Source organism: Gaetbulibacter jejuensis (assembly GCF_039524015.1).
Taxonomy (GTDB): Bacteria; Bacteroidota; Bacteroidia; order Flavobacteriales; family Flavobacteriaceae; genus Gaetbulibacter_B; species Gaetbulibacter_B jejuensis.
Genome location: NZ_BAAAGF010000004.1, coordinates 306,907 through 325,005 on the forward strand (window position 1 = coordinate 306,907; position 18,099 = coordinate 325,005).

The 18,099-nt window shown below is 32.7% G+C and carries 20 protein-coding genes; 14 read left to right on the plus strand and 6 right to left on the minus strand.

Annotation, left to right across the window (positions count from 1 at the left end; all coding sequences use genetic code 11):
• The first annotated feature begins 42 nt into the window (after window positions 1-42).
• From mtaB to ABD011_RS13430, 3 genes are all read left to right on the plus strand, one after another.
• On the plus strand, window positions 43-1,374 hold the full coding sequence (gene mtaB / locus ABD011_RS13420) for a tRNA (N(6)-L-threonylcarbamoyladenosine(37)-C(2))-methylthiotransferase MtaB (protein WP_343799047.1): 1,332 nt from the start codon (window positions 43-45) through the stop codon (window positions 1,372-1,374).
• 93 nt (window positions 1,375-1,467) lie between these two features.
• A complete protein-coding gene (locus ABD011_RS13425) occupies window positions 1,468-1,950 on the plus strand; it encodes a hypothetical protein (RefSeq protein WP_343799049.1) in 483 nt (160 codons plus the stop codon).
• Window positions 1,951-2,109: 159 nt separating this feature from the next.
• Window positions 2,110-2,538, plus strand: coding sequence for a hypothetical protein (locus ABD011_RS13430; RefSeq protein WP_343799051.1), 429 nt, complete (start codon window positions 2,110-2,112; stop codon window positions 2,536-2,538).
• 56 nt (window positions 2,539-2,594) lie between these two features.
• On the opposite strand, the gene ABD011_RS13435 is transcribed toward ABD011_RS13430, so the two are convergent.
• Complete coding sequence (locus ABD011_RS13435) at window positions 2,595-2,891, minus strand: N-acetyltransferase (RefSeq protein WP_187347861.1); 297 nt, start codon at window positions 2,889-2,891, stop codon at window positions 2,595-2,597.
• Between the two features lie 161 nt (window positions 2,892-3,052).
• On the opposite strand from ABD011_RS13435, the gene ABD011_RS13440 reads away from it, so the two are divergent.
• From ABD011_RS13440 to cls, 3 genes are all read left to right on the plus strand, one after another.
• Window positions 3,053-3,715: an alpha/beta hydrolase gene (locus tag ABD011_RS13440; RefSeq protein ID WP_129761305.1), complete on the plus strand. Its 663-nt coding sequence runs from the start codon at window positions 3,053-3,055 to the stop codon at window positions 3,713-3,715.
• 132 nt (window positions 3,716-3,847) lie between these two features.
• Window positions 3,848-4,786: a lytic transglycosylase domain-containing protein gene (locus ABD011_RS13445; protein ID WP_131508436.1), complete on the plus strand. Its 939-nt coding sequence runs from the start codon at window positions 3,848-3,850 to the stop codon at window positions 4,784-4,786.
• Window positions 4,786-6,240: a cardiolipin synthase gene (gene cls, locus ABD011_RS13450; protein ID WP_343799054.1), complete on the plus strand. Its 1,455-nt coding sequence runs from the start codon at window positions 4,786-4,788 to the stop codon at window positions 6,238-6,240. Before ABD011_RS13445 ends, cls begins: the two co-directional genes overlap by 1 nt.
• Window positions 6,241-6,243: 3 nt before the next feature.
• Here cls and ABD011_RS13455 read toward each other — a convergent pair whose 3' ends face one another.
• Window positions 6,244-6,822, minus strand: coding sequence for a tetratricopeptide repeat protein (locus ABD011_RS13455; RefSeq protein ID WP_343799056.1), 579 nt, complete (start codon window positions 6,820-6,822; stop codon window positions 6,244-6,246).
• 168 nt (window positions 6,823-6,990) lie between these two features.
• Between ABD011_RS13455 and rpmH the strand changes: the two genes are divergently transcribed.
• The 5 genes from rpmH to ABD011_RS13480 all read left to right on the plus strand — a co-directional run bounded on the left by rpmH (window position 6,991) and on the right by ABD011_RS13480 (window position 12,418).
• A complete protein-coding gene (gene rpmH / locus ABD011_RS13460; protein ID WP_129761309.1) occupies window positions 6,991-7,152 on the plus strand; it encodes a 50S ribosomal protein L34 in 162 nt (53 codons plus the stop codon).
• 99 nt (window positions 7,153-7,251) lie between these two features.
• Window positions 7,252-10,104, plus strand: a complete 2,853-nt coding sequence (carB, locus tag ABD011_RS13465; protein ID WP_343799059.1) for a carbamoyl-phosphate synthase large subunit — start codon at window positions 7,252-7,254, stop codon at window positions 10,102-10,104.
• A gap of 77 nt (window positions 10,105-10,181) precedes the next feature.
• Window positions 10,182-10,703: an ankyrin repeat domain-containing protein gene (locus ABD011_RS13470; RefSeq protein ID WP_129761311.1), complete on the plus strand. Its 522-nt coding sequence runs from the start codon at window positions 10,182-10,184 to the stop codon at window positions 10,701-10,703.
• Window positions 10,704-10,710: 7 nt separating this feature from the next.
• A complete protein-coding gene (locus tag ABD011_RS13475; protein WP_343799061.1) occupies window positions 10,711-11,508 on the plus strand; it encodes a T9SS type A sorting domain-containing protein in 798 nt (265 codons plus the stop codon).
• 118 nt (window positions 11,509-11,626) lie between these two features.
• Window positions 11,627-12,418, plus strand: coding sequence for a T9SS type A sorting domain-containing protein (locus tag ABD011_RS13480; protein ID WP_343799063.1), 792 nt, complete (start codon window positions 11,627-11,629; stop codon window positions 12,416-12,418).
• A 5-nt stretch (window positions 12,419-12,423) separates the two neighbouring features.
• On the opposite strand, the gene ABD011_RS13485 is transcribed toward ABD011_RS13480, so the two are convergent.
• The 4 genes from ABD011_RS13485 to ABD011_RS13500 form a co-directional block, all read right to left on the minus strand.
• Complete coding sequence (locus tag ABD011_RS13485; RefSeq protein ID WP_370450275.1) at window positions 12,424-12,987, minus strand: acyl-CoA thioesterase; 564 nt, start codon at window positions 12,985-12,987, stop codon at window positions 12,424-12,426.
• Complete coding sequence (locus ABD011_RS13490) at window positions 12,974-14,365, minus strand: DNA recombination protein RmuC (protein ID WP_335976512.1); 1,392 nt, start codon at window positions 14,363-14,365, stop codon at window positions 12,974-12,976. Before ABD011_RS13490 ends, ABD011_RS13485 begins: the two co-directional genes overlap by 14 nt.
• A gap of 107 nt (window positions 14,366-14,472) precedes the next feature.
• Entirely contained in the window at window positions 14,473-15,267 is a 795-nt protein-coding gene (locus tag ABD011_RS13495) for an ABC transporter ATP-binding protein (RefSeq protein ID WP_343799066.1), read from the minus strand.
• Between the two features lie 111 nt (window positions 15,268-15,378).
• Window positions 15,379-16,401, minus strand: coding sequence for a FecCD family ABC transporter permease (locus tag ABD011_RS13500; protein WP_343799068.1), 1,023 nt, complete (start codon window positions 16,399-16,401; stop codon window positions 15,379-15,381).
• A gap of 182 nt (window positions 16,402-16,583) precedes the next feature.
• Between ABD011_RS13500 and ABD011_RS13505 the strand changes: the two genes are divergently transcribed.
• Genes ABD011_RS13505 through dapB form a run of 3 tightly spaced genes read left to right on the plus strand, consistent with a single transcriptional unit; the run spans window position 16,584 to window position 18,098 of the window.
• Window positions 16,584-17,075: a MarR family winged helix-turn-helix transcriptional regulator gene (locus ABD011_RS13505; protein ID WP_131508458.1), complete on the plus strand. Its 492-nt coding sequence runs from the start codon at window positions 16,584-16,586 to the stop codon at window positions 17,073-17,075.
• The gene (locus tag ABD011_RS13510) at window positions 17,059-17,301 is read left to right on the plus strand and encodes a YgjV family protein (protein ID WP_343799071.1); all 243 of its coding nucleotides are present in this window, start codon (window positions 17,059-17,061) and stop codon (window positions 17,299-17,301) included. The genes ABD011_RS13505 and ABD011_RS13510 overlap by 17 nt, the downstream gene beginning before the upstream one ends.
• Window positions 17,298-18,098 (plus strand): 4-hydroxy-tetrahydrodipicolinate reductase, encoded by an 801-nt coding sequence (gene dapB, locus ABD011_RS13515; protein WP_343799073.1) that lies wholly within the window; start codon window positions 17,298-17,300, stop codon window positions 18,096-18,098. Before ABD011_RS13510 ends, dapB begins: the two co-directional genes overlap by 4 nt.
• Window position 18,099: the final 1 nt, after the last annotated feature.

Here is an 18,099-nt window from a genome sequence, read left to right on the forward strand (position 1 = left end):
TATTTATTAGTTGTAAATTTGCAACTTGGTAAAAGTACAAGAATGAACGGAAGAAAAAAAGTAGCATTTTACACTTTGGGTTGTAAGCTTAATTTTTCTGAAACTTCTACTATAGCAAGAGGTTTTAAGGATGAAGGCTTTGATCGTGTTGATTTTTTTGAAACAGCAGATATATATGTTATCAATACATGTTCTGTTACCGAAAATGCTGATAAACGATTTAAAACTATAGTTAAACAAGCTCAAAAATCTAATCCAGAAGCTTTTGTTGCAGCAGTAGGTTGTTATGCGCAATTAAAGCCTCAGGAGCTGGCAGATGTTGATGGTGTTGATCTTGTGCTAGGTGCTACCGAAAAATTCAAAATTACCGACTACATTAACGACCTGAGCAAAAATGACTTTGGAGAAGTGCATTCTTGTGATATCGACGATGCCGATTTTTATGTTGGTTCCTATTCTATAGGTGATAGAACAAGAGCATTTTTAAAAGTACAAGATGGCTGCGACTATAAATGTACTTACTGTACAATACCATTAGCTAGAGGTATTTCGCGGAGCGATACCATGGATAATGTTATTAAAAATGCCAAAGAAATCTCTGAAAAAGACATTAAAGAAATTGTACTTACTGGTGTTAACATTGGCGATTATGGTAAGGGAGAATTTGGTAACAAGCGTCATGAACATACGTTTTTAGATTTAGTAACCGAACTTGATAAGGTAGAAGGTATTGAGCGTTTACGTATTTCTTCAATAGAACCTAACCTTTTAAAGAATGAAACTATTGAGTTGGTTTCGCAGTCTAGAGCCTTCGTACCTCATTTTCATATTCCATTACAAAGTGGAAGTAACGATATTCTAAAAAAAATGAAGCGTCGTTATATGCGAGAACTTTATGTGGATAGAGTTGCCAAAATACGAGAAATAATGCCCAATGCTTGTATAGGTGTTGATGTTATTGTTGGTTTTCCTGGTGAAACTGATGAGCGTTTTTTAGAAACGTATAATTTTCTGTCCGATTTAGATATCTCTTATCTTCATGTATTTACCTATTCTGAAAGAGATAATACCGAAGCTGCAAAAATGGATGGTGTTGTTCCTAAAAACGTAAGGTCAAAGCGTAGTAAAATGTTACGTGGTTTATCGGTTAAAAAACGTAGAGCATTTTATGAAAGCCAAATTGGAACACAACGACAAGTACTATTTGAAAGCGAAAATAAAGAAGGTTACATTCACGGATTTACCGAAAACTATGTAAAAGTAAAATCACCTTGGAATCCACATTTGGTAAATACGATTCACGATGTGGAGCTTACCAAGATTGATGACGATGGTATTGTGCGATTTGATTTGATAAATCAGGAAGCGGTTTAAATACTGTTAATCTTATATTTTTAGCGTTTCATCTAAATTATAACTACTAACTTCTTAGAGGTTATATATTTACTGCAAATTAATTGGTCCCAAATGAAAAACCTACTCTCACTTGCAGTACTTTGCATTTCGTTTACTACACTATTTTCTTGTTCTAAAGACAGCAATAACGATTCAAATCTTGTTGGTATATGGAAATTAACTAACTATGATATTGGTATTTCTACTGATGTGGATAAAGATGGAGTAGAACACAAAAACATTTTAAATGAAATAGTTTGTAGTGTCAATGAAACATTAGAGTTTGAAACTAATAAGTCCATGACTTCTAGCGATTCTTTTCATCATGAAGTAAAAGTATCTAAGGTTGATAATTCCTATTTAGTAAATGTTGAATGTAGAGATGGTTATATAAGCTCTATAAATGTACTTACTGAAGAAGAGTTTACCGAGTACGAATCGTATATTGAAGGTAACCAGCTAACCTTAGTCTATGCAAATGCAGTTAAAGTTTATAACGAAGACTTCACAGAAGTGGTTGAAACCAAAGATTTAATAAAAGTTTACACTAAGTAACAACTTGAGAAATATAAAAAAAACCGAAGTAAAAGCTTCGGTTTTTTTATAGTATTAATATTAAAAGTGTGTTAATCAAATTGTTTTGCTGATTTTCGTGTTCTATATTTCAAGTGAAATTAAAAACTATAGATTATGAAAAAAATTATTTTATGTATTTTGACTTTAGGAGTACTGACCTTAACATCATGCTCAAGTGATGATGATGGAAGTATTAACATTGAAAATGCTAGTATATCAATTGATAATACCTTAATGGATTTTGATGTTGCAGTACAAAACATACAATCTTTTCGTGTAATGTCATTTTCAAATTCATCTGATGATTCTAAATATTTTATTATAACATTAGAGAGAGATGAAGTAGGAAATGAAGCTGTTGCAAGTGTTAGCTATCTTACTGTTGATGGTACTTATCGTTATGATAAATATACAGTCGATAATCCTGCGACAATTTCAAGTGATATTGAAATTAATACTTCAAATGCATTCAAAGGAACATTATCTGGTGTTTTGTCAAAGTATATAGAAGGAGTTGGTTACGAAACGATTACTATAGAGAGTGGTAATTTTGATGTGACTTTTTAGATGCTTAAAATCATATAATAAAAAAACCGAAGTGAAAGCTTCGGTTTTTTTGTGAGTTATATTCTAATGCCAACTGGTAGCATTTTTTTGTAGCGTCTATTTCTTCTGATAAATTTTGCAATTTCAGGACTTGTAGGAACTACACTTATATTTCTTTCTTGTATGTTTTCAAAAACAAGTTTTAAAAAATCCTCTTCAAACCCTTCAGAGTTAATACATTCTGGAATTATTAGTTTTGTTAAAAAAATCTTTCGATCTTGGAGTGAATATTCAATTTTTGCTAATTGGTCATCAATTTTTAGCTCAAATTGACGTAAAAAGTCATTGTCTATTAGTTCAGCTGCATCAATCATAATAAATTAATTTTAATCTAAGGTCGGTAAGGATAAAAACTACAATTTGTATAGTTTTGCAATGCAAATTTATAAAAAATATCGCACATATTAAAGTATAGTGATGGTTAAATGCTTATGGAATAATCTATTAAGATTTTTAAAACTACAATAGCTCTAAAATGAAACAAGATATCATACATGTTTACTTTATGCCTGGTATGGCAGCTAACCCATCAATTTTTGAGTATATTAAGCTCCCTGAAGACCAATTTGAAATGCACTGGTTAGAGTGGGTGTTACCTTTAGATAATGAAACTTTGGAAGGCTATGCGAAACGTATGGTAAAAAAGATTGAGCATAAAAATATTGTGCTTCTTGGAGTGTCTTTTGGAGGTATTTTGGTTCAAGAAATGAGCAAATTTATAGACTGTAAAAAAGTAATAGTAGTTTCAAGTGTAAAGTCTAAACACGAGTTGCCTAAGCGAATGAAAGTAGCAAAGTTTACTAAGGCTTATAAACTGTTGCCTACACAACTAATGAGTAATGTAGAGCTGTTAGCAAAATACGCTCTTGGTAATACAGTAAAGAAAAGAGTGGAACTGTATAAAAAATACCTTTCAGTAAATGATAAAAAGTACTTGGATTGGGCAATTGAGCAAGTGATTACCTGGAAACAAGAAAAACCACATCCAAACGCTATTTATATTCATGGAAATAAAGACATGGTTTTTAACCATTCGTGCTCTGGAGACTGTATAGTTATTGAAGGAGGAACGCATATCATGATTATAAATAAGTATAAATGGTTTAACGAAAATTTACCAAATCTTATATTAAACTAATTTTGAAAGCATTGTAGATTTCTCTACATTTATAAAAACAAATTTGTGAAATATTCATTGTGTCAAAGCGTTGTAAATGCTGAAAAAAATGAACTTTTCACCATAAAAACGTCAAACAAATAAGTGTTACTTATGAAAACTTTAAAAAATATATTAGCTGCTGTAGGTTTAATAGCGTTGTCTGGGCTTTTTATTTTTGCAGCCCAAAAATCACCTTCTGATAATACAATACAAGAAGAACAGAAAAAATTAATCAACGATTATAATGTGTATGCTTTAGCAGTTCCAGATCATCTAGAGTTTGCAGGTGAAGCTGTTCCGTTAGAAGATCCAGATGTTTTAGAGCGTATGGATAGAGAGCTTTTAGTAAATACGTATTGGCAATCTAACGGATTGTTAATGTTTAAGAGAGCTGAAAAATACTTTCCTGTAATTGAGCCTATTTTGGAAAAACATGGTGTTCCTGACGATTTTAAGTATTTAGCAGTTATTGAAAGCGGATTAACTAACGCTGTGTCTCCAGCTGGAGCAAGAGGTGTTTGGCAAATTATGAAAGCAACAGGAAGAGAAAATGGACTTGAGGTAAATGATAATGTTGATGAACGTTATAATTTGGAAAAGGCTACTGAGGTTGCTTGTAAATACCTTTTAGACTCTAAAGAACGACTAGGGTCTTGGACATTGGCTGCTGCTGCTTACAATGCAGGAAACGCTGGTGTTTCTAGAAGATTAAAAGAGCAAGGTGTAACGGATTACTACGATTTACTTTTAGGTGAAGAAACAGGACGTTACCTATTTAGAATTGTGGCACTTAAAGAAATCTTAAGCAACCCTAAAAAATACGGATTCAATTTTAAAGAAAATGATTTGTATAAAAATATACCAACCTATAAAGTGTCAGTAGATACTGTGGTGACTGATTTTTCAAGATTTGCAAAACAGTTTGGTATCAATTACAAAATATTGAAAATCCATAATCCTTGGTTGCGCGAAGATCATCTTAACAATGCTTCTAGAAAGCAGTATTTTATTGAAATACCTAAAGAAGGATACTATCCTACAACGCCTTAATGATTGATTTTGTTAAGCACAATTTTTGGAACATTTTAATTGTTCTTAATTATGTTGTGGCAATTTCTGCTGCAATAACAATTCTTCTAAAAAACATTAACCCAACCAAAACCATTTCTTATATAATGGTTTTGGTTTTTTTTCCTTTTTTAGGGTTGTTAGTTTACTATTTCTTTGGACAAGAATATCGAAAGAACAAAATATTCAACCGAAAACATATTTTAAATAAAAGAGTTGTAAAAAACATCAATAAAGAGTTACAACTTAATAACAAAGAAAAGAGAGAAATTAAGCAAACTCTTGACGAAAAAGTAAAGCTTGTAAAGTTGCTTTACAATAGCGAACAGTCGCCTTTAACACTCAATAACAAAGTTAAACTGATTAAAAACGGAGAAGAAAAATTTAAACTATTACTTAAAGACTTAGAGCAAGCCCAATCTCACATCCACATGGAATACTATATCCTAAAGGATGATAAAATAGGTACTCAAGTTTTGGATGTATTATGTGAGAAAGCTATAGAAGGAGTGAATGTAAGATTAACTTTTGACGATGTAGGAAGCAAACTTTCAAAAGCAATAAAAAAGAAACTTAAAGAAAGTGGAGTAGAGTTTGCGCCTTTTATGCCTGTGTTGTTTCCAAAATTCACGGGAAAGATGAACTACAGAAACCATAGAAAAATTGTGGTTATTGATGGACGTATTGGTTATTTAGGAGGTATAAACATTTCTGATACTTATGTAAACTACGAAACTGATAACTCATATTGGAGAGATACACACCTTAGAATTGAAGGTGAAGCAGTAAAGCCATTGCAGATAAACTTTTTAACCACTTGGAATTTTGTATCTAATACTGATTTGCCAATTTCTAAAACCTTTTTTCCTGAAATAGAAGTTACTGAAGAAGTGCCAGTGCAAATCGCAGCCAGTGGTCCAGATACTGATTGGGCGAATATTATGGAGACTATTTTTACAGCTATAGTTACTGCCCAAAAATATGTGTACATAACCACGCCTTATTTTATTCCTAATGATGAAGTTATTACTGCAATGCAAGTAGCTGCAAAAAGTGGTGTAGAGGTGAAATTATTAATTCCAAAACATTCTGACTCTTGGACTGCTGAACACGCTACAAACTCTTATTTGGAGTCATTATTAGAAGCAGGAGTGGAAATTTATCGATACAAAAAAGGATTTGTTCATGCTAAAACATTAGTTGTTGATGACATTTTTTGTACTGTAGGAACTTCTAATATGGATTATAGAAGCTTTAATATTAATTTTGAAATAAATGCTTTAATCTATGAAGAAACACAAAGTAAGGCGCTTAAAAAGTTTTTTAATGATGATCTTAAAGATAGCGAGCAATTAACTTTACAAAGCTGGCAAAAAAGACCTAGATTAAGTAGGCTTAAAGAATCTTTTTGTAGGCTTTGGGCTCCTTTATTGTAAAAGTTATCTTCTGCTACGTCTGTTTTGTCTAGCCGAAGTAGGTTGACCATACTGCTGTTTAGGAATAGCAGTTTTTTTCATTTGTTGCTTAAACATTTTAATTTGGTCGGTCAACATTCCTCTTTTATCAAGAGTTTCAGCCTCTTTTAATAAGATTTGAGCCTCTTGTTTTCTACGTTTAGAAAAAGCAATTCCTGCTAAGTTTAATTTAGCCATTGCCAAATCATGATCCATAGATAAACCTAGGCTAATCGCTTTTTTAAAGTATTTTTCAGCTTCGTTCATATTAGTTTGAGAAACCATGATACCATGTAAGTAGTTATAGTAGCCTTCTTGTTTTTTTACTAAAGCAGCTGAAGGGTTTTTAATTTTATCAAGCCATTTTTTTGCACCATCAAAATCTTGCTTACGAAGCTTTAAAAAGGCTAGAAGAATAAATTCGTTTTTAAAATAAAGGAATACAAAAATAAGTGAAAGTAAAATCAACATAATACCATTACCAATGTAGCCTTCGGTAAATTGATAAACGGCATAACCAATAATTAAAACAGCAATTACTAACTTTATATTTTTATTGTACATATTTTCTATTAAATTTTTGAGTGTGCAAAGTTAGTAAAAACAATTGGAAATATTTTTAACTTTTGATTTGTCAAAGTAAAAAGTCTTTGTATATTTGCAGCCAATTTTGAAACAAACTTCAAAAGTAATTAACGGAAACTAAGATTATTTTTTTAAAGATATAAGACAATGAGTAAAAGAACGTTTCAACCGTCAAAAAGAAAGAGAAGAAACAAACACGGTTTTAGAGAAAGAATGGCTACTGCTAACGGTAGAAAAGTACTTGCTCGTAGAAGAGCTAAGGGAAGAAAGAAATTGTCTGTGTCTTCAGAATCAAGACATAAGAAATAATGATTAACAATTGTTAATATTTTGAGGTGTTACTTAGGTGTAGCACCTTTTTTTGTACCCAATAGATACCTATTTTTGTAAACCAAAAAACACAACACAATGCCAAAGAATAAAAACATAAGCTCTGTATTAATTATTGGATCAGGACCTATCATTATTGGTCAAGCATGCGAGTTTGACTACTCAGGATCTCAAGCACTACGATCGTTAAGAGAAGAAGGAATCGAAACCATTTTAATTAATTCTAATCCTGCAACAATCATGACTGACCCAAAAATGGCAGATCATGTGTATTTGTTGCCACTTAATACAAAATCTATTGTTAAAATATTAAAAGAGCATCCGCAAATTGATGCTGTTTTACCAACAATGGGAGGACAAACTGCTTTAAACCTTTGTATTGAAGCAGATGAAAAAGGGATTTGGGAAGACTTTGGTGTAAAAATTATTGGTGTAAATATTGATGCAATTAACATTACCGAAGACAGAGAGAAGTTTAGAGAGTTAATGTTAAAAATTGGAGTTGGAATGGCACCACAAGCTACAGCAACTTCGTTTTTAAAAGGTAAAGAAATAGCTCAAGAGTTTGGTTTTCCATTATGTATTAGAGCGTCGTTTACCTTGGGTGGAGCTGGAGCTTCAATTGTTTACAATGAAGAAGAGTTTGATGAAGCCTTGACTAGAGGTTTAGAAATCTCACCAATTCATGAGGTGATGATTGATAAAGCGATGATGGGTTGGAAAGAGTATGAGTTAGAGTTATTACGTGATAAGAATGATAACGTAGTTATTATTTGTACTATTGAAAATATGGATCCAATGGGAATTCATACTGGAGACTCTATTACTGTGGCGCCTGCAATGACACTTTCTGATAGTACATTCCAGAAAATGCGTGATATGGCTATACTTATGATGCGTAGTATAGGTGATTTTGCAGGAGGATGTAACGTACAGTTTGCGGTAAGTCCAGATGAAGAAGAAGAAATTATCGCTATTGAAATTAACCCTCGTGTATCGCGTTCTTCAGCATTAGCGAGTAAAGCAACAGGTTATCCTATTGCAAAAATTGCTGCTAAGTTGGCTATTGGGTATCATTTAGATGAATTAGAAAATCAAATTACCAAGTCTACTTCGGCATTGTTTGAGCCAACTTTAGACTACGTAATCGTAAAAATACCTCGTTGGAACTTTGATAAGTTTGAAGGTTCTGATAGAACATTAGGACTTCAAATGAAAGCTGTTGGAGAAGTGATGGCAATTGGTCGTTCATTCCAAGAAGCACTTCATAAAGCAACACAATCATTGGAAATAAAACGAAATGGTCTTGGTGCAGATGGTAAAGGGTATAAAGATTATGACCAAATAATCGAGAAACTTACTTATGCAAGTTGGGATCGTGTATTTGTGATTTATGATGCTATTCAAATGGGAATTCCATTAAGCAGAATTCATGAAATCACAAAAATAGATATGTGGTTCTTAAAGCAATACGAAGAATTGTATATGTTGGAAAAAGAAATTTCAACATTCACTATAGATACTATAGACAGAGACTTATTGCTAGAAGCTAAACAAAAAGGGTATGGAGATCGTCAAATTGCGCACATGCTAAACTGTTTAGAAAGTGAAGTCTATAACAAACGTGATGAGTTAAAAATTAATCGTGTTTATAAACTTGTAGATACATGTGCTGCTGAGTTTAAAGCACAAACACCATATTACTATTCTACATTTGAAAACGAATTAGAAACAGCTGATGGTAAACTATATTCAGCTAATGAAAGTGTAGTTTCAGATAAGAAAAAAATAATTGTTTTAGGTTCTGGACCAAACAGAATTGGACAAGGAATTGAATTTGATTATTGCTGTGTTCATGGTGTGTTGGCGAGTTCAGAATGTGGTTACGAAACAATTATGATTAATTGTAATCCTGAAACCGTTTCAACCGATTTTGACATCGCTGATAAACTGTACTTTGAACCAGTATTCTGGGAACATATTTACGACATCATTCGTCATGAAAAACCAGAAGGTGTCATCGTTCAACTTGGCGGTCAAACAGCACTTAAACTTGCTGAAAAATTAGACCGTTACGGAATAAAAATTATCGGAACTACATACCAATCTTTAGATTTAGCTGAAGATAGAGGAAGCTTCTCTACCTTACTTAAAGAGAATAACATTCCTTATCCAGAGTTTGATACTGCCGAAACTGCTGATGAAGCCTTAGCTGTAGCTGATAAGTTAGATTTCCCAATCTTGGTAAGACCATCTTATGTATTAGGAGGTCAAGGCATGAAAATTGTAATTAACAAGAAGGAACTAGAAGAGCATGTTGTTGACTTACTTCGTAAAATACCAAATAACAAACTCTTATTAGACCATTATTTAGATGGTGCTATTGAAGCAGAAGCAGATGCTATTTGTGATGGTGAAAACGTTTACATTATTGGTATAATGGAGCATATTGAACCTTGCGGAATCCACTCAGGTGATAGTAATGCAACATTACCTCCTTTTAACCTTGGAGATTTAGTATTAGAACAAATAAAAGATCACACCAAAAAGATTGCATTAGCTTTAAATACAGTTGGATTAATCAATATTCAGTTTGCTATTAAAGATGATAAAGTTTACATAATAGAAGCTAACCCTAGAGCGTCTCGTACTGTACCTTTCATAGCAAAAGCGTATGGCGAACCTTATGTAAACTATGCTACTAAAATCATGTTAGGCGATAAAAAAGTAACCGATTTTGACTTTAAGCCTAAGCTTGAAGGTTATGCAATAAAGCAACCAGTATTCTCATTTAATAAGTTTCCAAACGTAAATAAAAAGTTAGGACCAGAAATGAAGAGTACAGGAGAAAGTATCTTGTTTATTGATAGCCTAAAAGACGATGAATTTTACAACTTGTACTCAAGACGTAAAATGTATTTGAGCAAATAGCAGTAAAAATCGATAAACGGTTAATACAATCTCCTAAAAATTACTACTTTAGCCTTGTGTAACTCAAGTAGTATAGAATGAAGCTAAAAGGCTTTTTGTTAATAGTGAGTGTATTAGTATCAGGTTTTGCTTTTTCCCAGCAAAATATTTTTGATGCAGCACGTTTTGGTACAATTGATGATGTAAAAGAATTAATTGCTAAAAACCCAGACACTATTAATGTGGTTGATGCTTCAGGATATTCTCCATTAACATTGGCATGCTACAGAGGAAATGATGAGGTCGCTATATTTTTAGCATCAAAAGTTGAGGATATTGATGGCGAAAGTAAATACGGAACACCATTAATGGCTGCAGTTTATAAAAACAGAGAAGCAGTTGTTAAAGTACTTTTAGAGCATGGTGCAGACCCAAATTTAGCCGATGCTAATGGAACCTCTCCTTTACATTATGCTATTATTATGCGAAACAAAACCATAATTAAACAATTGGTTGAGGCGAATGCAGACACGAGTACTAAAGATAATAGAGGAAATACAGCAATAGATTACGCGAATATGACTCAAGATGAGGAAATTATTAATCTTATTGTAAAATAATATAAATATGAAAAAAACTACTTTGGCTTTAATAGCTTTTTTAAGTTTAACAACATATACGTTTAGTCAAAGCTATTCTACAGGTATGATGGAATTGTCTACAACACCTGGATTAGAATACTCAGCGCAGATTGATGTCACATCAGATGAAGTAACATTAACGCTAATTGGACCAAGTGACAGATGGCTTGGTTTAGGTTTTGACGCAACAAGCATGACCTCAGGAAGGGATGTTGTTATTTTTGATGGTACTGACCTTACTGATAGACATTTTGGGTATCCTGGTCAGCCTAATGATCAACCTGCTACAGGTTTTACGCCAACTTTAGATGAAAGACAAGATTGGACAATTATGTCTAATAATGTTACTTCAGGAGTAAGAACATTAGTTGCAACAAGAGATAGAGATACCGGAAATGTTAATGATTATGTGTTTACAACGTCTGCGTCATCTATAAATTTGGTTTGGGCAAGAGGGTTTGAATCAAGTTTTGTTTTAGACTATCATGGATTTTCTAATAGAGGAATCACAATGCAATCTTTTACATTAAGTAATGAAGAGGTTGTTGCAACAGAGTTTTCAATAATTCCAAATCCAGCTAAATCAAGATTTAATATATCTGTACCTAGAATAGATGGTGTTGTAAAAATGGAAGTGTTTGATGTATTAGGTAAAAAAATATACACTAAAGAGCTTAATCAATTATCGACTACTATTGATATTTCAAAATGGAATAGTGGTGTGTATTTAGTGAGGTTAGCTACACAAAATAATATCTCTACTAAGCGCTTTGTGAAGCAGTAGGCTGATAGTCAGTTAAATAAATTTAAGCCATTGATTTTTGTCAATGGCTTTTTTGATTAAATAAAAACTTATCAATCAATCACATAATTTATTATATTAGCTGTAAATAAACCTATTTATGAATAAAATTACGCTTTTTTTAGTTGCATTTTTAATGACATCATTAGCTTTCTGTCAAACCTATTCTACTGGAGAGATTGTGTTATTAGATGATGGTGAGTTGTATTATTCTGCACAAATTGATGTTACCTCAACGTTAGTGACTTTAACTTTAGACGGACCAGATAATCGTTTTTTAGGTTTAGGATTTGGAACATCAAGTATGATTGCTGGTGATGATGTTGTTATATATGACGGAACTTCTATTTCTGATAGATATTTTGGTTTTCCTGGGCAACCAGATGGTTCTGATGCTAGTGGAATTGAACCTTCTGTCGATGCGAACCAAAACTGGACAATAACATCTAACACATTAGATGGAGAACAAAGAACAATAGTAGCTACTAGAGCTTTAGATACGGGAGAAACAAATGATTATGTGTTTTCTACATCTGATACTTCTATTGAGTTAGTTTGGTCTTTTGGGTTTAGCTATACTATAGGTTATCATGGAGAAAATAAAGGAATTACTATGCAATCGTTCACATTAGGGGATGAAGAGGTTTCTCAAGCAAGTCAAGAATTCACAATCTCACCTAATCCAGCTACGACTAAGTTAAATATTCGTTTGCCACAAGGACAACAAAATGCTGTTGTAAATGTGTATGATGTACTAGGAAAAAGGGTGTATTCTAAGGAACTTAACTCACTAACAGCTTCAATTGATGTTTCTAAATGGAATACAGGTGTTTATTTAGTAAAAGTATCTGCTAATAACTTCACACAAACCAGACGATTTGTAAAGCAGTAATACTATTAGCTTTCAGGTAATTCTATCTTAATCTTGTAGCCTTTTAAGTCTTCAATGTAATTATCAAGAGCAAAGGAATCACTACTAAACTCTTGTTGACGATGTATTTTAGTGTCTTTACGTTTTATGGCTTTTAAAAACCGTTTTACTTCGGTTTTATCGTTTAAAATTAAACCAGGAACATCAACAGTTTTTCCATTATCGTCTTTAGCAACCATAGTAAAGTAAGACGAATTACAATGCTTTACAGTTCCGGTTTGAATGTTTTCAGATTCCACACGAATACCAACAACCATGGATGTACGACCAACATAATTTACCGAGGCTTTCATGGTAACCAACTCACCAATTTCAATAGGGTTTAAAAAATCAACCGTATCAACCGATGCTGTTACACAATAAGCTTCAGAATGTTTTGAGGCGCAAGCAAAAGCAATCTGATCCATTAAACTTAAAATATAACCACCATGAATTTTTCCACCAAAATTGGAGTGCGAAGGTTGCATAAGTTGAGAGATAGAAACTCTAGAAGAATCAACGGGTTTAAAATTGTGTTTACTCATCGTCATCGTTTATAGCGCGTTTTAAAATTGGTTCTGGTAGTGATTTTTTTGCTTTGGCACCCATTTTTTTAAGTTTTTCTACACGACCAATAATGTTTCCTTTGCCTTCAACTAGTTTATTCATCGCTGCTGAATAGTCACTTTTGGCAGCATCTATTTTTTTGCCAACACCTGTTAAATCAGAAACTAAACCTTCAAATTTATCATAAAGTGCACCAGCTTGTTTTGCGATTTCCAAGGCATTACGCTGTTGCTTTTCGTTGCTCCACATTGTGTCAACAGTGCGCAATGTAGCTAAAAGAGTAGAAGGCGTAACGATTACTATATTCTTCTCAAAAGCTTTGTTATAAAGCGTATTGTCTTCGTTTATAGCAATGGCAAAAGCAGGTTCAATAGGAATAAACATCAATACAAAATCTGGAGATTCCATATCGTATAAATCCTCGTATTTCTTTTCTGAAAGCTGATTAACGTGTTTGTTTATAGAGTTAACGTGCGCTTTTAAATGCATTGCTTTTTCGTCATCTTCAGCATTTGCAAAACGTTCGTAATCGGTAAGTGATACTTTACTATCTATAATCATGCGTTTACCGTCTGGTAAATGTAGTACAACATCAGGCATAACACGCGAACCATCTTCACGATTAAAGTTTTGTTGAACAAAATATTCGCGGTCTTTTTCCAATCCAGATTTTTCTAATACACGCTCCAAAACCAATTCGCCCCAATTACCTTGCATTTTGCTGTCGCCTTTTAAAGCTTTGGTTAGGTTATTGGCTTCTATGGTCATTTTTTGATTAAGATCTTTAAGTCCTAAAAGTTGCTCTTTTAAAGCCGAATGCATGCTGATACTTTCCTTTTGAGAATCTTCAACTTTCTTTTCAAACGTCTGGATTTTTTCTTGAAGCGGATTCAGAATTTGTTTAATGTTTTCTTTATTCTGAATGGTGAATTTTTCACTTTTTTCATCAAGAATTTTACTTGCCATTAACTCAAAATCTTTACGCAGTTGCTCTTGTTGTTTAGCAAGCTCTTCGTCACGTTTAAGGTTTTGTTCTTGAAGGTTTTCAAGCTCTGTATTTCTTCTGGAAAGTTCGGTATTTAAAAGGTCTTTTTCTTTTCTAATGGTTTCGCGTTCTGTTTCAATTTTAGAAATAGTGTCTTTTAAATCTTGTAATTGCTGATTAAAAAGTGCGTTTTGTTTTTGGTTTTCAGATTCGGTATTTAATTTTAAATCTTCAAGCTGTTTGCTTAAGTTGGTATTGCGTTCTTCAAGCGTGCTCGTATTTCCTTTGCTTTTTAATTGAGCAAATTTTAAGCCCAAAAAAGCACCAATTCCAGCAGAAAAAATAATAGCGATAAATAAAATGAGTGTTTCGGTCATACAGTGAAATGAATTTTATCAAAGATAAATGATTTAGTCTGAAATTGAAATCGAATTTGAAACAGAAACCTAAATTACGGTTTTAAATTTGTTTCATTTTCAAAGCATTACTTTTTCACTCTAAAACTTCCAGTTTTCTCATCAAAAGCGATCATGTCTTCTGGAAACAATTCATTAAAAACACCTTTTGAAATTAAGTTACAAGGCGTGTCTGAAATTACTTGTGAATGTGTCATCACTATCATTTTATCACACAGTTGAATGGCTAAATCAATTTCGTGAGAAGAAAACAAAATGGTTTTGTTGGTGTCTTTTGCCAAGGTTTTTAAAAGCTTTAAAATATAGGCTTTATGGTACATGTCTAGATGGGTTGTAGGTTCATCTAGAATAATTAAATGCGTGTCTTGAGCCAACGCTCGTGCAATCATGACTTTTTGTAGTTGACCATCGCTTAATTCAAAGCACTTTTTGTCTTTTAATTGTTGAATATTGGTTTGTAATAACGCGTTTTCAATAATAGACATATCGTTTTCTGAAAGATTACCAACCCAATTGGTGTAAGGTTGTCTGCCTAAAGCAACGAGTTCAAAAACGGTCAAATTTTTTGATGCAGGTTGTTCGGTAAGTACTACGCTCAAGCTCTTGGAAAGCTCTAAATGCGAGGAGTTTTCAAGTAATTTATCGTTAATAAAAACAGAGCCATTAAGTGGTGGTTGTACTTTAGTAAGTGTTCGTAACAAGGTGGATTTTCCAATGCCATTAGCACCAACCAAACCGACCAATTCACCTTGTTGTAGCGCAATGTTTACATCATCAGCAACAACGGTTTGATGCTTTTTTTGTGTGTAACCTATGGTTAGACTTTTAGTTTTTAGAATAGTATGTGGTTGCGTTTTTGTCACAAATATTTTGTTTTGTCATTCTGCGCTACGACGCAGAATCTATTTTTTTGGATTCCGCATCAAGTGTGGAATGACAGTCTTGGTTCATTTATCTTGATTCTTATTTCTCATTCAAAACAACATTTTACGTTTACGTACCAATAACCAAATCACAACAGGCGCACCAATTAATGAGGTTATGGCGTTAATAGGTAAAGTGTAATCGCTTGTTGGTAATTGCGCAATGCTATCACAAATAAGCATGACTATGGCACCAAACAAAAACACAGCAGGTAATAACACTTTGTGGTTGGCTGTTGTAAAAACTTGACGTACCATATGCGGAATTGCTAATCCTATGAAAGCAATTGGTCCAGCAAAAGCTGTAATAGTTCCTGCTAATAAACTTGTTGCAATTATAATGATAAACCGACTTTGATTAATGTTCAACCCAAGACTTTTAGCGTAATTTTCACCCAATAAAAGTGTATTCAAGGCTTTGATTGAGATGATACTCATAAATAATCCTAGGAGATAAATGCAGAAGAAAATAAACAACTCGTTCCAAGATAGGTTTCCTAAACTACCAAATCCCCAAAAAATGTATTGTTGTAGTTGTTCGGCTGAACTAAAGTAGGAGAGTACGCTGACAACCGCAGAAGTAATGCTACCAAACATTAACCCAATGATTAAAATAGCCATGGTATCTCTTACTTTTAAAGACACAGCTAAAACAGATAATAACACTAAAAAACTACCTAAACTAGCCGCAATAACCACGCTCCATTTTGAAAGTAAAAGTGTAGCAAGACTGCCACCAAAAATTCCTGCACCAAGAATTATAATAGCGACTCCTAAACTAGCTCCAGAGCTAATACCTAACACAAACGGACCAGCCAATGGGTTTCTAAACAAGGTTTGCATTAATAATCCGGAAATGCCCAATCCAGAACCTACTAAAACTGCTGTAAATGCTTTTGGTAATCTATAGTTGTGAATAATGTAATGCCAAGAATCGTTGTCAATGGATGTTAATAAACTTTTAAATACGGATGTTACAGGAATAGATACCGAACCTAGGCTGATATTACCTAAAAAACATACAATAAGTGTTATTGTAAGTATTACAAAAGGATATTTGACTTTGGTTTTCAATAAAGTGAATTTATTATTTATTCATCAGAATATATAGTATGCAAAAGGCAAAGTTCTAAAATTTAGCCGAAAATAAGGACTTTAGTTTCAATATAAATTTTTCATAAAATTTCAAATAAACGTAACCAGTTACAATAAATTTAATACATTTGCGTAACTGGTTACGTAAAAACATATGATTAATGGATTTTTTAATAGAAATAGGATTAGCAGGAATTAATAGTAGGATTAAACGTTTAAGTGATGATCTTTTATACAGTACAAGAGATTATTACAAATCGGTAAACCTAGACATAGAACCTAATTGGCATCTTATTTTTTTAATATTAGAAAAACATGAATCATTAACTATCACAGAGATTTCTCAAGAGTTAAGAATGTCGCATCCTGCATGTATTAAGATTGTGAATAAGATGAAAAAGAAGGATTATATAAATACAAAAGTTGATAAAACAGACTCAAGAAAACAGCTTTTAGAATTATCTGAAAAAGCAAAAGAGAAACTTCCTGATTTTCATAAACATTGGGATGCTTGTATAAAAACCACTAAAGAACTATTAGAAGAAAGTCCAAATTTTATAAAGGATTTAACCGCTTTTGAGAATTTAGTAACTGAAAAAAACTACATGGAAAGAACGTTAACACATTTAAAAAATAATGAATTGGATAGCTGAAATTTTAGGGTATTTGGCCATTGCAACAGGTTTTTTTGCAATTACCAAAAAAGATATGGGAACATTTCGTTTATGGCATCTCATCTCTAGTTTTTTCTATATTATTTATGGTTTGTTTTTAAAATCAAGTCCGTTAGTAATAGCAGGAGTTATATTTTGCATCATACACATTTATCATTTAAGAAAACTAAAAAAGAATCGTAATAATAAAACACAAGCATTATGATAAAAGTATTTATAGCAGGCGGAACAGGTTGGGCTGGATCTGCATTAAGTAAGGGAGTTTTTAACAATGCCAATATGCAACTTATGGGTGCATTATCAAGACGACATAAAGGAGAGAATTTAGCCGAAGTATTAAATATAGATTCAGAAGCAATTCCAATTTACGATAATATTGAAACAGCATTAAAAGAAACCGATTTTGATGTTTTAGTTGAATATACAAAGCCAGATGTAGCAAAAACAAATATTATTTCAGCATTAAAACATGGTAAAAAAGTGGTAATAGGAACTTCAGGATTAACAGAAGCAGATTATGAAACAATAGCACATGAAGCAAGTAAAAATGACACTTCTGTTTTAGCTGTTGGAAATTTTGCCATAACAGTGGTTTTGCTTCAAAAGTTTTCAGAAATGGCAGCAAAATACATTCCCAATTTTGAAATTATAGATTATACACACGAGGATAAAATTGATGCACCAAGCGGAACAGCCAGAGAACTAGCATATCGACTTTCAAAAGTTCAAAAGCCAAATAAGTTTGTAACAGAAGATGAACTTATTGGAGAAAAATCAAGTCGAGGTGCTTCATTAAACGAAGTCCAAGTGCATTCGGTTAGGTTACCAGGCCATGTTATTGCTATAGAATCTATTTTTGGTTTAAAAGATGAAAAACTCTCTATCAGACACGATTCTGGAGCAAGCGCAGAACCTTATGTAAAAGGTGGACTTTTAGCTATTGAAAAAGTAGGAACTTTTAAAGGACTTAAACGTGGACTCGATAGTGTTATGGATTTTTAAA